The organism is Streptomyces sp. NBC_01474 (assembly GCF_035918215.1).
Classification (GTDB): Bacteria; Actinomycetota; Actinomycetes; order Streptomycetales; family Streptomycetaceae; genus Streptomyces; species Streptomyces aureus.
In genome coordinates this window covers 2,666,420-2,679,472 of the sequence record NZ_CP109449.1, presented here as the reverse complement: position 1 = coordinate 2,679,472, position 13,053 = coordinate 2,666,420, and the positions used below count along the sequence as shown (strand labels likewise).

At 68.4% G+C, this 13,053-nt stretch carries 10 protein-coding genes; 4 read left to right on the top strand and 6 right to left on the bottom strand.

All coding sequences use genetic code 11. The features are described from left to right. Nucleotides 1-15 precede the first annotated feature (15 nt). Entirely contained in the window at nt 16-1,251 is a 1,236-nt protein-coding gene (locus tag OG758_RS12665) for a glycoside hydrolase family 1 protein (protein WP_326710086.1), read from the top strand. Nucleotides 1,252-1,301: 50 nt separating this feature from the next. Here OG758_RS12665 and OG758_RS12660 read toward each other — a convergent pair whose 3' ends face one another. From OG758_RS12660 to rhaI, 6 genes are all read right to left on the bottom strand, one after another. Next, the gene (locus tag OG758_RS12660) at nt 1,302-1,961 is read right to left on the bottom strand and encodes a LutC/YkgG family protein (RefSeq protein WP_326710085.1); all 660 of its coding nucleotides are present in this window, start codon (nt 1,959-1,961) and stop codon (nt 1,302-1,304) included. Further along, nucleotides 1,958-3,382, bottom strand: a complete 1,425-nt coding sequence (locus tag OG758_RS12655) for a LutB/LldF family L-lactate oxidation iron-sulfur protein (protein ID WP_326710084.1) — start codon at nt 3,380-3,382, stop codon at nt 1,958-1,960. Before OG758_RS12655 ends, OG758_RS12660 begins: the two co-directional genes overlap by 4 nt. Continuing rightward, nucleotides 3,379-4,122, bottom strand: a complete 744-nt coding sequence (locus OG758_RS12650; RefSeq protein WP_326710083.1) for a (Fe-S)-binding protein — start codon at nt 4,120-4,122, stop codon at nt 3,379-3,381. Before OG758_RS12650 ends, OG758_RS12655 begins: the two co-directional genes overlap by 4 nt. Beyond that, a complete protein-coding gene (locus tag OG758_RS12645; protein WP_326710082.1) occupies nt 4,122-5,603 on the bottom strand; it encodes a rhamnulokinase in 1,482 nt (493 codons plus the stop codon). Before OG758_RS12645 ends, OG758_RS12650 begins: the two co-directional genes overlap by 1 nt. An 88-nt stretch (nt 5,604-5,691) precedes the next feature. After that, on the bottom strand, nt 5,692-7,731 hold the full coding sequence (locus tag OG758_RS12640) for a bifunctional aldolase/short-chain dehydrogenase (RefSeq protein ID WP_326710081.1): 2,040 nt from the start codon (nt 7,729-7,731) through the stop codon (nt 5,692-5,694). Between the two features lie 52 nt (nt 7,732-7,783). Next, nucleotides 7,784-8,950 (bottom strand): L-rhamnose isomerase, encoded by a 1,167-nt coding sequence (gene rhaI, locus OG758_RS12635; protein ID WP_326710080.1) that lies wholly within the window; start codon nt 8,948-8,950, stop codon nt 7,784-7,786. A 444-nt stretch (nt 8,951-9,394) separates the two neighbouring features. Here rhaI and OG758_RS12630 point away from each other — a divergent pair, with 444 nt between their 5' ends. Genes OG758_RS12630 through OG758_RS12620 form a run of 3 tightly spaced genes read left to right on the top strand, consistent with a single transcriptional unit; the run spans nt 9,395 to nt 13,009 of the window. Then, nucleotides 9,395-10,924, top strand: coding sequence for a sugar ABC transporter ATP-binding protein (locus OG758_RS12630; protein WP_326710079.1), 1,530 nt, complete (start codon nt 9,395-9,397; stop codon nt 10,922-10,924). Next, the gene (locus OG758_RS12625; protein ID WP_326710078.1) at nt 10,921-11,976 is read left to right on the top strand and encodes an ABC transporter permease; all 1,056 of its coding nucleotides are present in this window, start codon (nt 10,921-10,923) and stop codon (nt 11,974-11,976) included. The genes OG758_RS12630 and OG758_RS12625 overlap by 4 nt, the downstream gene beginning before the upstream one ends. After that, the gene (locus tag OG758_RS12620) at nt 11,969-13,009 is read left to right on the top strand and encodes an ABC transporter permease (RefSeq protein ID WP_326710077.1); all 1,041 of its coding nucleotides are present in this window, start codon (nt 11,969-11,971) and stop codon (nt 13,007-13,009) included. Before OG758_RS12625 ends, OG758_RS12620 begins: the two co-directional genes overlap by 8 nt. Nucleotides 13,010-13,053 lie beyond the last annotated feature (44 nt).

The following is a 13,053-nucleotide window of genomic DNA, read 5'->3' as shown; positions in this document are numbered from 1 at the left end:
ACCTTTGGAGATCCCATGCACCGGTTCCCCGCCGATTTCCTCTGGGGAGTGGCCAGTGCCGGCCACCAGACCGAGGGCGACAACGTAGCCAGTGACTGCTGGTTCGCCGAGAATGCGACACCGACTGTCTTCAAAGAGCCGTCAGGCAAGGCGTGCAACGGATGGGAACGTTGGCGCGAGGATGTCGACCTGGTTGCCGCCATGAACCTCAACGCCTACCGCTTCTCCGTCGAGTGGGCGCGCATCGAGCCCGTCGAAGGCGAGTTCTCCGCCGCTGCGCTGGCCCACTACGAGGAGATCGTCGACCACTGCATCGAGCGAGGTCTGGCGCCGGTCGTCACGTTCCACCACTTCGTTGCCCCGCACTGGTTCGCAGCGCGCGGCGGATGGCTGGACGCCGAAGCCCCGGAACGGTTCGCGCGCTTCTGCGATCGGATCATGACAGCCTTCGGTGATCGGATCGCGGTGGCGGTGACGATGAACGAACCCAACCTGCCGCCGATGCTGGCCTGGGCCGGGCTGCCCGAGTTCGTCCGGGACCTCGAGCGGGCGACGCTGGAGGCCTGCACCCAGGCGACCGGCGTCGAGCGCTACCGCCTGACCAACATCACGCTCGCCGAGGAGGCCGACGCCCTGCTCGCTGGCCAGGCTGCGGGGCACCGTGCGGCTCGCGCAGCGATCAAGGCGCGTCGCGCAGATCTTCCCATCGGCCTGTCGATCGCGATCGTGGACGACCTCGTCTACGGCCCGGATCCCACCTTGCGTGACCGCAAGCGCGCCGAGGTCTACGAGTCCTGGCTCGAGATCGCTCGCGAGGACGATTTCATCGGCATCCAAAACTACGAGCGGCACTACTACGACGCGACGCGTGCAGTGAACCTCGACGGCACACCCGCCGAGGGCGGGGTGATGAACCGCACCGACCCGGCGTCGCTCGGCAGCTGCGCGAGGTACGCCTACGCGGTGAGCGGCGTGCCGGTCCTGGTCACCGAGCACGGCATGCAGGCGGACGACGACACGAAGCGTGCCGGTTTCATCGAGCCGTCGCTGGCAGGTCTGCAGGAGGCGATGGACGACGGCGTCCCAGTGCTCGGCTACTTCCACTGGACTCTGATGGACAACTTCGAGTGGATCTTCGGCTTCGGGCCCAAGTTCGGGCTGCACGGCGTCGATCCCGTCAGCTTCGAGCGCACGCCGAAGCCGAGCGCGGGCCTCTACGGCGACCTGGTCGCGGAGCTGCGGCGTGGATGAGGTTTCCGCGCCGGAGTCAGGCCTTCCGGCCGCTCAAGACTCCTTCCTCATCAGGTGAGCAGTACTACGTGCAGGGCGCGCGGGCCGTGTACTCCCTCGACGCGGTCGAGTTCGATGTCGCTGGTGGCGGACGGTCCCGAGATCCAGGTGAGCGGGCTGGTGGGGTCGAGGCGGGGGAGGGCTTGAGGGACCGATGCAACGACCTGGTCGGCGGTGCGTACGACGCAGATGTGCAGGTCGGGGACGAGGGTGAGCGCGCGGCGGCCCTGCCCGGGGCCGCCGTCCAGGACGATCGTGCCGGTCTCGGCGATGGCGAGGGCACAAGTGGTGACCACGGCGTCCGTGGCGTCGAGGTCGTACGACGTGAGGGGTGTTCCCCTTTCCGCATCTTCGTCCGGGCGCTGCTCCACCGCTGTGTCGGACAGCCAGGTGTCCGGCAGGCCAGGTGCGACGGCGACCGTGCGGGCTCCCTGCTCGCCGAGCAACTTTGCTATGAGCGAGGGGAGTTCACTGCTCTGGGCACGGTGCACGATCGCCCGGTAGTCGGCCAGGTTCTCGTGGAGCAGGTCGAGGATCGTGGCTGGGTCGTCGGCGGTATGGGTCGTGAAGTAGGTGCGCGTGGGGTCGTCTGCCTCGGGTGCGTCGACAAGGGCCTTGCGCACGCGGGACAGGATTCGCTCGCGGGACGAGGGTGTCGTGGGGGAGGTCATGTGCGGTTCTTCTTCCACCAGTCGCGGAACGGTTCGGCGGGCATACTCGGCAGGTCTCGGCTGTTCGTCCACTGCCCGGCTCCCGGTCCGGGGAGCTTCTTCGGGTGCAGCTTGCGGGTCTTCGCCGCGACGCGTTCGCCCGCTGCCAAAACACCTGGGTGGTCCAGGACCCAGCCGGCCGCCTTGATCGCGGCCTTCTCCAGGCGGTGCCCCTTGCCGCCCTGGTCGGCGACCCGCTCGCGCAGGTGGACGAGGACTTCGGGGATGTCGATGGCGACGGGGCAGACTTCGTAGCAGGCGCCGCAGAGGCTGGAGGCGTAGGGGAGTGAGGCGTCGATCTCGCTGGCTGTGCCGCGGAGTTGGGGGCTGAGGATGGCGCCGATCGGGCCGGGGTAGACGGAGCCGTAGGCGTGGCCGCCGGCCCTTTCGTACACCGGGCACACGTTCAGGCAGGCGGAGCAGCGGATGCAGCGCAGGGCCTGGCGGCCGACCTCGTCGGCGAGGGTGTCGGTGCGGCCGTTGTCGATCAGCACCAGATGGAACGTCTGTGGGCCGTCACTGTCGCTGGTGCCCGTCCACATCGACGTGTACGGGTTCATGCGCTCTGCCGTCGAGGAGCGGGGGAGCGTCTGGAGGAAGACTTCGAGGTCGCGCCAGGTGGGGACGATCTTCTCGATGCCGACGACGGAGATGAGGGTCTCGGGGAGGGTGAGGCACATGCGGCCGTTGCCCTCGGACTCGACGACGACCAGGGTGCCGGTGGCGGCGACCATGAAGTTGGCGCCGGAGATGCCGACCTTGGCGCGCAGGAACTTCTCGCGCAGGTGGAGGCGCGCGGCCTCGGCCAGCTCCGCGGGTGTGTCCGTCAGACTCTCGGGGGCCGGGCGGCCCCACTCGCCCATTTCCTTGGCGAAGATGTCGCGGATCTCGCCGCGGTTGCGGTGGATCGCGGGGACGAGGATGTGGGAGGGGCGGTCGTGGCCGAGCTGCACGATCAGCTCGGCGAGGTCGGTCTCGTAGGCGTGGATGCCCTCGGCCTCCAGCGCCTCGTTGAGCCCGATCTCCTGGGTGGCCATCGACTTGACCTTGACCACTTCGGACTCGCCGGTCTCCTTGACCAGGCGGGTCACGATCCGGTTGGCCTCGTCGGCGTCGGTGGCCCAGTGCACGGTGCCGCCCGCCGCGGTGACGGCCTCCTCCAACTGCACGAGATAGGTGTCGAGATGGCGGAGCGTGTGGTCCTTGATCTGCTTGCCGGCCTCGCGCAGGAGCGCCCAGTCGTCGAGCTCCGCGACGGCCTTGGCCCGCTTGTCGCGGATGGTGTGCGTGGCGTGCCGCAGGTTCGCGCGCAGGGTGGTGTTGCCGACGGCCTCATGCGCCGCCTTGGGGAAGGACGGCATCCCCAGATAGGTCCCGCTCATGACCAGGGCTCCTCTTCGGTACTGGCGAGGATCTCCGCGAGGTGCAGGGCTCGCTGTGGTGCGTCCTGGCGGCGCAGGATGCCACCGATGTGCATCAGGCAGGAATTGTCCGCGCCGCACAGGACGTCCGCGCCGGTGGAGAGGGAGTGGTCGACCTTGTCGGCTCCCATTGCCGTCGACACGTCGGAGTTCTTCACCGCGAAGGTGCCGCCGAAGCCGCAGCACTCCTCAGCGCCCGGCAGTTCGATCAGTTCAAGCCCCTTGACCGCACTGAGGAGTTGCGTCGGCCGGTCACCCAGGCCCAGCATGCGCAGGCCGTGGCACGAGGGGTGGTAGGTCACCTTGTGTGGAAAGTAGGCGCCGACATCGGTCACGCCGAGCACGTCCACCAGAAACTCGGTCAGCTCGTACATGCGAGGGACGAGGGAGTCCGACACTCGCGTCAGCCGTGGGTCGGTGCCCTTCGCGGCGATGCGCGGATAGTTGTCGCGGACCATCGCCACGCAGGAGCCGGAGGGGGTGACCACATAGTCGTAGCCCTCGAAGGCGCGGCCCATGCGGTGCACGAGGGGTTCGGTCTCGCGGCGGTAGCCGGTGTTGAACTGGGGCTGTCCGCAACAGGTCTGAGCGGCCGGGAAGTCCACCTTCACACCGAGGCGTTCGAGGACTCTGACCGTGGCGACGGCTGTGGACGGATACACGGCGTCGTTGACGCACGTGGCGAAGAGGGCGACGCGCATCACGAGTCCTTGCCGGAAGTGGTGGCTGTGAGGGAGAGGCGGGCCGCGGCCGCGGCCCAGGCGGCGCTGTTGCCACGTGGTGTGTAGTGGCGTAGTTCCTGTGTGTCGGCGACGAGGCTGCGCATCGCCGACAGGTCGCCGATGAGTCCGTGGGCGCGCGCCTGTACGAGGATGTTGCCAAGGGCCGTTGCCTCGGTGGGGCCCGCAATCACCGGGAGGCCGGTGGCGTCGGCGGTGAACTGGCACAGCAGCTCGTTGCGGGAACCGCCGCCGACCAGGTGGACGTGGCGGATGTCGCGGTCGGCGAGGGCGGATGCCTGGCGCAGGGTGCGGCGGTGGGCCAGGGCCAGACTCTCCAAGATGCAGCGGACAACGGCGCCCTGGCTGCTGGGGGCCGGCTGGCCGGTGCGGAGGCAGTACGCGCGGATGCGCTCGGGCATGTCGCCGGGTGCCATGAACTCCGGGGCGTCAGGGTCGACCGCGGACGTGAACGGCTCGGCATGGGCGGCACTGGTGAAGAGGGCGGGCAGGTCGTCCGGCAGACCCTGCGCCGCCCAGGTACGGCGGCACTCCTCGAGGAGCCACATGCCCATGATGTTGCGCAGGTAGCGGACGGTGCCGTCGATGCCGCGCTCGTTGGTGAAGTTCGCTGCGCGGCTCGCCTCGCTGAGGACCGGAGCGTCGAGTTCGAGTCCGGCAAGAGACCAGGTGCCGCAGGAGATGTAGGCGAAGTCCGGTGTCGTGGCCGGCACGGCGACCACGGCCGACGCGGTGTCGTGCGAGGCGACCGTGGTCACGGGGGTGTCGGGGGCGAGGCCGGTGTACGCGGCGACGTGCGGGAGCAGTGTGCCCGCCGGGTCGCCGGGGGAGCGCAGCGGGGGCAGGAGTCCTGGGGCGAGGGAGAGCCGGTCGAGGATGCCGTCGGCCCAGGTGCCGGTGCGGGCGTCGAACAGGCCGGTGGTGGAGGCGTTGGTCTCCTCCGCGCCGATGGACCCGGTCAGCCAGTGGATCAGCAGGTCGGGGATCATCAACAGAGTTCGAGCGATGCCGAGCTGGGCGCTTCCTGCTGCGGAGGCGAGCTGGAAGACGGTGTTGAAGGGCAGGTGCTGCAGGCCGGTGACCTGATACAGCTCCTGGGGCCCGATCTTGGGCCATACATTGCGGGCGGCGACGCCTTCGGTGCGGGTGTCGCGGTAGTGGAACGGCTGGCCGAGCAGGGCGCCGTCCGCGTCGAGAAGGCCGTAGTCGACGGCCCAGGTGTCGATGCCGATGGAGGACACCTGACCTGCCGCGCGCAGGCCGTCGAGTATGCCCTGCCAGAGGGCGAGTACGTCCCAGCGGAGCCCGTCCTGGAGGCGGACGGGTGTGTTGTGGAACCGGTGCGTCTCCGTGAGGTCCAGGTGACTTGGGCCTACACGGCCGAGGATCACACGGCCGCTGGTGGCACCCAGGTCGGCGGCGGCGAAGGTGAGGTTGTGCATGCGGGCTCCGGGGAGGGGGCTGAGGTCTAGCGGCCGGGTGCGGGGCGGTCCGGCTGGTCACCGGCTCCCGCACCCGGCATGCTGCGGGTCATCGAAGGAAAGCTGCCGCGACCCCCGCGTCGACCGGAATGTGCAGGCCGGTCGTGTGGGTCAGGTCGCCGCCGGTCAAGGCGAAGACCGCGTTGGCGACATGCTCGGGCAGCACCTCCCGCTTCAGCAGGGTGCGCTGAGCGTAGAACTCGCCGAGCTTGTTCTCCTCGATGCCGTACGTCGCCGCGCGCTGCGCGCCCCAGCCACCCGCGAAAATTCCGGAGCCGCGCACCACGCCGTCCGGATTGACGCCGTTGACGCGGATGCCCTGCTCACCCAACTCGGCCGCCAACAGACGGACTTGGTGAGCCTGGTCCGCCTTGGTGGCCGAGTAGGCGATGTTGTTGGGGCCGGCGAAGACGGCGTTCTTGGAGGCGATGTAGACGATGTCGCCGCCGAGACCCTGTTCGGCCATGGTCCGCGCGGCCTCGCGGGAGACGAGGAAGGAGCCGCGCGCCATGATGTCGTGCTGCAGGTCCCAGTCCTTCGCCGTCGTCTCCAGGAGCGGCTTGGAGATGGAGATTCCGGCGTTGTTGACGACGAGGTCGACGCCACCGAAGGCGAGAGCAGCGGCCTTGAACGCTTCGGTGATCTGCTCCTCCGACGTGACGTCCACGGTCACGGCCACAGCCTTGTCCGGCCCTCCGAGCTGCTCGGCGACAGCAGCGGCGTTGTCCCCGTTCAGGTCGGCGACCACGACGCAGGCGCCCTCCGCCGAGAGCCGGTGGGCGATGGCCTTACCGATACCGGAACCGGCGCCGGTCACCAGAGCCACCCGGGTGGCGAGAGGCTTGGGCTTCGGCATGCGCCGCAGCTTGGCCTCCTCCAGCTCCCAGTACTCGATGCGGAACTTCTCCGACTCCTCGATGGGCGAGTACTCGGAGACGGCCTCGGCGCCGCGCATCACGTTGATGGCGTTGACGTAGAACTCGCCCGCGACCCGCGCGGTCTGCTTGTCCTTGCCGAACGAGAACATGCCGACTCCGGGCACCAGCACGATCGCCGGGTCCGCACCGCGCATCGCGGGTGACTCGGGTGTGGCGTGCCGCGCATAGTAGACGGCGTACTCCTCGCGGTACTCGGCGTGCAGCTCCTTCAGCCGGGCGGTCACGACGTCGAGTTCGGCCGTGGGCGGCAGGTCGAGGACCAGCGGGCGCACCTTCGTGCGCAGGAAGTGGTCGGGGCAGGACGTGCCCAGCGCGGCAAGGCGGGGGTGCTCGGCACTCGCCAGGAAGTCGAGGACGGCCTCGGAGTCGTTGAAGTGGCCGACCTGCGGGCGGTCCATCGACGCCAGCCCACGGATGACCGGGGCGAGCCGAGCCGCGCGCTCCAGGCGCTCGGTCGCGCCGAGCGCCGCGTATCCCTCGAGGACCGGACCGAACGGCTCGTCCTTGCCCTTTTCGACGAGGAAGGTCTCCGCGGTGCGGATGATGAAGAGGGCGTTGCGCTCGCACTCCTCGGCCGTCTTGCCCCACGCGGTGATGCCGTGTCCGCCCAGGATGCAGCCGACGGCCTGCGGGTTGGCGGTCTTGATGGCCGCGATGTCCAGGCCGAGTTGGAATCCGGGGCGGCGCCACGGCACCCACGCGACCTTGTCGCCGAAGCACTCGGTGGTGAGCTTCTCCCCGTCGGCCGCGCAGGCCAGCGCGATGCCGGAGTCGGGGTGCAGGTGGTCGACGTGAGCGGCGTCCACCAGGCCGTGCATGGCCGTGTCGATGGACGGTGCGGCGCCGCCCTTGCCGTGCAGGCAGTAGTCGAACGCGGCGACCATCTCGTCCTCGCGCTCCACACCCGGGTAGACGTCGGTGAGCGCCCGCAGTCGGTCCAGGCGCAGCACGGCGAGTCCGCCTTCGGTGAGTGTGCCCAGGTCGCCGCCCGAGCCCTTCACCCACATCAGCTCGACGTCGCCGCCGGTGACCGGGTCGGTCTCGGAGCCCTTGGCGGACGTGTTGCCGCCGGCGTAGTTGGTGTTGCGGGGGTCGGCGCCGAGTCGGTTGGAGCGCGCCAGCAGCGCGGCGACTTCGGGGTGCGTAGACATGGCGTGGATCAGTCCTTGTGAGAGAGGTGAACGTACGGAACGGAGCGAAGACTCAGGCCCCCCACCCCGCCTGCTCCCCGCCCACCCGCTCGGCCACGATCCGCTCCTGCCACCCGGAGGCGGCATACGCGGCGACGGGATTCGGGTTGAGCCCCTGTTCCTCGCGAAGCTCGCGCAGCAGAGGCCGGACATCGGTGTTGTAGGCGTCCATCAGCACGAGGTTGGCGCCGAGCACATCGCCTTCGCGCTGCGCGGCCACGAGCGCGTCGAGGTCGACGAGAAGCGCCTTGGCGGTGGCTTCCTGCACGTTCATCACGGAGCGGATGACCGCCGGGATCTTCGCCTCGATGTTGTGGCACTGGTCGAGCATGAACGCCACGTTCGTCTCCGGCTTGAAGCCGCCGTTCTTGGCGACCTCGTGCAGGATCCGGAACAGCTGGAACGGGTCGGCGGAGCCGACCATCAGGTCGTCGTCCGCGTAGAACCGTGAGTTGAAGTCGAAGCCGCCGAGCTTCCCCTCGCGGAGCAGTGTGGCGACGATGAACTCGATGTTCGTACCCGGCGCGTGGTGCCCCGTGTCCACCACGACCTGAGCCTTGTGGCCCAGCTTGAGGCACTGCAGGTACGAGGTTCCCCAGTCAGGCACGTCGGTCGTGTAGAAGGCCGGCTCGAAGAACTTGTACTCGAGGAGCAGACGCTGGTCGTCGCCGAGCCGCTCGTACACCGTGGCCAGCGACTCGGCGAGCCGGTCCTGGCGGGCCACGATGTCGTCCTGCCCGGGGTAGTTCGTGCCGTCGGCGAACCACAGCTTCAGGTCCTTCGACCCGGTCGCGTCCATGATGTCGACGCACTCCAGGAGGTGGTCGACGGCCTTGCCGCGCACCTTCGGGTCGGGGTGGCAGACGCTCCCCAGTTTGTAGTCGTCGTCCTGGAAGGTGTTGGAGTTGATGGCGCCGAGTTCCACACCACGTTCCTTCGCGTACGTGCGGAGGCCCTCGTAGTCGTCGACCTTGTCCCACGGGATGTGCAGGGACACCTTGGGTGCGATGCCGGTGAACTCGTGCACCTTCGCCGCGTCGTCCAGCTTCTCCCGCGGGGTACGCGGCACACCGGCCTGCGCGAACACCTTGAACCGCGTGCCGGAGTTGCCGTAGCCCCAGGATGGTGTCTCGATCCGCTGGCCGGCGAGTGCGGCCTTCACGGCAGCGATGTCAGGCATGTTCACCTCGGGGTGACTGAAGGAATGGGGTGCCCCGGAAGCTGGGGCGACAGGTACACGAACCGACCACGTGTGTGGCCGCATGCGGATGAAGATGTGAATCGATTCATTCCGTTGGGGAAAGTAACCCTCTTGACTGGCGGTCGTCAAGGGGTTCAAGTCGCCCGGTAGGGGCTCTCGGGGGCGTTACGAAATCGTGTCGTTCGTCCCTCGCGGGTCCAGGGTTCCTCCGATTTCCTGCAGTTCAAGTGGCCTTTATGGCTCGGCGGGCCCACATGGGAAGGCCTGGAGGTCCAAGTGACCCCTTGACCTGTCGACCGCGCGGGGTTAGCTTCCGGGCAACCTCGCTGAAACATTTCAGTCGGGTGACTTCTTCGGCATTCTTCGCCGCGCTCGACGACACACCACCTCGGCAGACTCCCCGGCACACCCATGGAGAGACGCATGACGCTTTCTGAACCGGAGACCACTCCGGTGCTCGCGCTGGAGGGGGTGAGTAAGTCCTTCGGCGCTGTACGCGCCCTGCGTGGTGTTTCGCTGCGGCTGTACGCCGGAGAGGCGCACGCCCTCGCCGGTGAGAACGGCGCGGGCAAGTCGACCTTGATCAAGACGCTTGCCGGGGTGCACCGCCCCGACTCGGGCGCGGTCCTGCTCGATGGTGAGCCGGTGGCGTTCAACGGTCCGGCGGACGCCCGTGACGCGGGCGTCGCCGTCATCTACCAGGAGCCGACGCTCTTCCCGGACCTGACCGTCGCCGAGAACATCTTCATGGGCCGCCAGCCCCGGCGTTCCCTGGGCCGTGTCGACCATCGCGCGGTCAAGCAGGCAGCCGCCGATCTGTTCACCCGGCTCGGTGTCGACCTCGATCCCGAGCAGCCGGCGCGCGGCCTGTCCATCGCCGACCAGCAGCTCGTCGAGATCGCCAAGGCGCTCTCCTTCGACGCCCGGGTCCTGATCATGGACGAGCCGACCGCCGCGCTCACCGGCAGCGAGGTCGCCCGCCTCTTCGGCGTCGTGAGGACGCTGCGCGCGCAGGGAGCCGCCATCCTGTTCATCTCGCATCGCCTGGAGGAGATCTTCGAGCTGTGCCAACGGGTGACCACGCTGCGTGACGGCGCCTGGATCAGCAGCGAGCCGCTGGAGGGGCTGACCGAGGACGATCTCGTACGGCGCATGGTCGGCCGTGATCTGGACGAGCTCTACCCCAAGCAGGTCACCGAGGTGGGTGACGTCGCGCTCACTGTGCGAAGGCTGACGCGTGAGGGTGTCTTCACCGATGTGTCGTTCGACGTGCGGCGCGGGGAGATCGTGGGCCTTGCTGGGCTCGTCGGCGCCGGCCGCAGTGAGGTGGCCCGGGCGGTGTTCGGCGTCGACCGTTTCGACGGCGGCGAGGTTGAGGTGCTCGGCAGGAAACTGAAGCCAGGCGCCCCGAGCCTGGCGATGGCCGCGGGCCTCGCCCTCGTGCCGGAGGACCGCCGCGCCCAGGGCCTGGTGATGGACATGTCCATCGAGCGCAACATCGGACTTACCGGTTTCGCCGACACCACCCGCGCCGGGCTCATGAACCGCACGGCCGAGCGCAGTCGCGCTGTCGACTGGGCGGTCAAGCTCCAGGTGAAGTACGCGCGTCTCGCTGATGTCGTCGGCACGCTTTCGGGCGGCAACCAGCAGAAGGTCGTCCTAGCCAAATGGCTTGCGACCGCTCCGCAGGTGCTGATCGTGGACGAGCCGACGCGCGGCATCGACGTCGGTACCAAGGCCGAGGTGCACCGCTTGCTGTCCTCGCTGGCCGCTGACGGAGTAGCGGTCCTGATGATCTCCTCCGACCTGCCGGAGATTCTCGGCATGGCCGACCGCGTCCTTGTCATGCACGAGGGCCGGCTCACCGCAGAGATCCCGCGCGCCGAGGCGACCGAGGAGTCCGTGATGGCTGCGGCCACCGGCCGTACGAAGGAAGGGAGGGCGGCCGCATGACCATGACCGCGCAGCCGGTGCGGAACGAGACCGCACCTCAGGCCACCGCCTCGCGCCGTTTCATCGACAAGGTGTTCAAGGCCCGCGAACTGGCCGTCGTCGCCGTGTTGGTGGTGATGCTCGGTGCCACGCAGATCTACAACGGCGAGTTCCTGTCCGAGCAGGGCCTCAAGGACCTGATGCTCAACGCCACCATTCTGGTGCTCGTTGCGGTCGGTCAGGCCGTCGTGGTGATCACCAAGAACGTCGATCTGTCGGTCGGCTCGGTGCTCGGCATCTCCGCCTTCGCCGCCGGCAACTACCTCCGGGACGGCGGAAGCCCACTCGTCGGCGTGCTCCTCGCCGTCGCACTCGGGGTGCTCTTCGGAATCCTGAACGGGGCCCTCGTCAGCCTCGGCAAGGTACCGGCCCTCGTCGTCACCCTCGGCACTCTCTACATAGTCCGCGGCGTCGACTCCATCTGGGTCGGCTCCAAGCAGATCACCGCCGACGCTCTGCCCGGCAGCTTCGTCGACTTCGGCCACGACGGTATTTGGGTCGTGCCCTATCTGGCGCTGCTCGCCGTCGTAGTCCTTCTCGCGGTCGGCTACTACCTGCGCAGCTACCGCAGCGGCCGCGACATGTACGCACTCGGATCGAGCCCCGAGGCGGCGAACCTGGCCGGCGTGCCCGTCCGTAAGCGCATCATGACCGCGTACGTGCTGTGCGGCGCGCTCGCCGGACTCGCCGGAGCCCTGTACCTCGCCCGCTTCGGTAATGTCGACTCCGCCACCGGCAACGGCTACGAACTCACCGTCGTCAGCGCCGTCGTGGTCGGCGGTGTCGCCTTCACCGGCGGCGCCGGCACCGTCTACGGGGCCGCGCTAGGCGCCGTCCTGCTGACCTCCATCAACAGCGTGCTCCCCGCGATCGGCGTCAGCTCGGTCTGGGTCACCGCGATCAACGGAATCCTGCTCCTGCTCGCCATCGCCGTCGACCGGATCCTGGCGCTGCGGGTCGCCGCGGTGCTGCGAAAGAAGGCCGCACAGATGAGGAGTGCCCGCCATGACTGACATCACGAGCCCCAAGCCGACGGCCCGTCGTGGCCTGGGTGGGGCGGTGCGCTGGGACACCGCGGTAGGCGTCCTGTTCGTGCTCCTGCTTCTGTTCTCGTTCTCGTTCGTCGACAACTTCGGCAACGCGCTCAACGTCTCGTTCCTCATCGGCAACACTCTGCCGATCGCCTTGATCGCGCTGCCGATGACGATGCTCGTCATCTCCGGTGAGGTGGACCTGTCCGTGGGGTCCACGGTCGGTCTGTCCAGCTCGGTGATGGGTGCCCTGTGGAACGAGGGCATGGCCATCGAGACGATCATCCCGCTGTGCCTGCTGCTCGGTGTCGTGTGTGGCCTCATCAATGGCCTCCTGGTCACCCGGCTCGGGCTGCCTTCCCTCGCTGTCACCATCGGCACCATGGCCGCCTACCGCGGCATCGCCCAGATCGTCCTCGGGTCCGACTCGGTCACCGACTTCCCTTCGCAGTACCTGGACTTCGGCGCGGGCCGGATCGGTGACACATTCATCCCGTACGCCGCCCTGCCCTTCGTGATCCTGTTCGTGATCGCGGTCCTGGTCCTGCACGCCACTCCGGTCGGCCGCTCGTTGTTCGCGATCGGTGCTTCGGAGGAAGCGGCACGTTTCACGGGCATCCGGGTCAAGCGCCTGAAGCTGTCCATGTTCGTCACGACGGGCGTGCTGTCAGCGCTCACCGGCGCCTTCTGGACCCTGCACTACGCCAGCGCCCGCTATGACAACGCTTCCGGCTTGGAGCTGTCCGTCATCGCGGCGGTGCTGCTCGGCGGCATCGATTTCGACGGCGGCAGGGGAACCCTCGGCGGCGCCATCGCGGGCGTGTTCCTGCTCGGCACCCTGCAGAACGTGATGAGTCTCGTCAACGTGTCCGCCCAGTCCCAGATCCTCGTCACCGGCGTGCTGCTCGTGTTCTCGGTCCTCGCCCCGCGCGTCGGTCGCCAGATCTCTCAGGCCAGGGCCAGGAAGAAGACGGCGGCAGCGCCACCGTCATCACCTGCGCCCGCCACTGCATAGAACCACCAGCTCCTGTTCGGTCAACCGCTGTACACCGTCGTACT

Bases quoted from the DNA above. Each gene is read 5' to 3' on its own strand.
- OG758_RS12630 (WP_326710079.1), top strand. From the start codon at position 9,395: ATGACGCTTTCTGAACCGGAGACCACTCCGGTGCTCGCGCTGGAGGGG.
- OG758_RS12665 (WP_326710086.1), top strand. From the start codon at position 16: ATGCACCGGTTCCCCGCCGATTTCCTCTGGGGAGTGGCCAGTGCCGGC.
- OG758_RS12645 (WP_326710082.1), bottom strand. From the start codon at position 5,603: ATGCACAACCTCACCTTCGCCGCCGCCGACCTGGGTGCCACCAGCGGC.
- OG758_RS12640 (WP_326710081.1), bottom strand. From the start codon at position 7,731: ATGTCTACGCACCCCGAAGTCGCCGCGCTGCTGGCGCGCTCCAACCGA.
- OG758_RS12650 (WP_326710083.1), bottom strand. From the start codon at position 4,122: ATGCGCGTCGCCCTCTTCGCCACGTGCGTCAACGACGCCGTGTATCCG.
- rhaI (WP_326710080.1), bottom strand. From the start codon at position 8,950: ATGCCTGACATCGCTGCCGTGAAGGCCGCACTCGCCGGCCAGCGGATC.
- OG758_RS12625 (WP_326710078.1), top strand. From the start codon at position 10,921: ATGACCATGACCGCGCAGCCGGTGCGGAACGAGACCGCACCTCAGGCC.
- OG758_RS12620 (WP_326710077.1), top strand. From the start codon at position 11,969: ATGACTGACATCACGAGCCCCAAGCCGACGGCCCGTCGTGGCCTGGGT.
- OG758_RS12655 (WP_326710084.1), bottom strand. From the start codon at position 3,382: ATGAGCGGGACCTATCTGGGGATGCCGTCCTTCCCCAAGGCGGCGCAT.
- OG758_RS12660 (WP_326710085.1), bottom strand. From the start codon at position 1,961: ATGACCTCCCCCACGACACCCTCGTCCCGCGAGCGAATCCTGTCCCGC.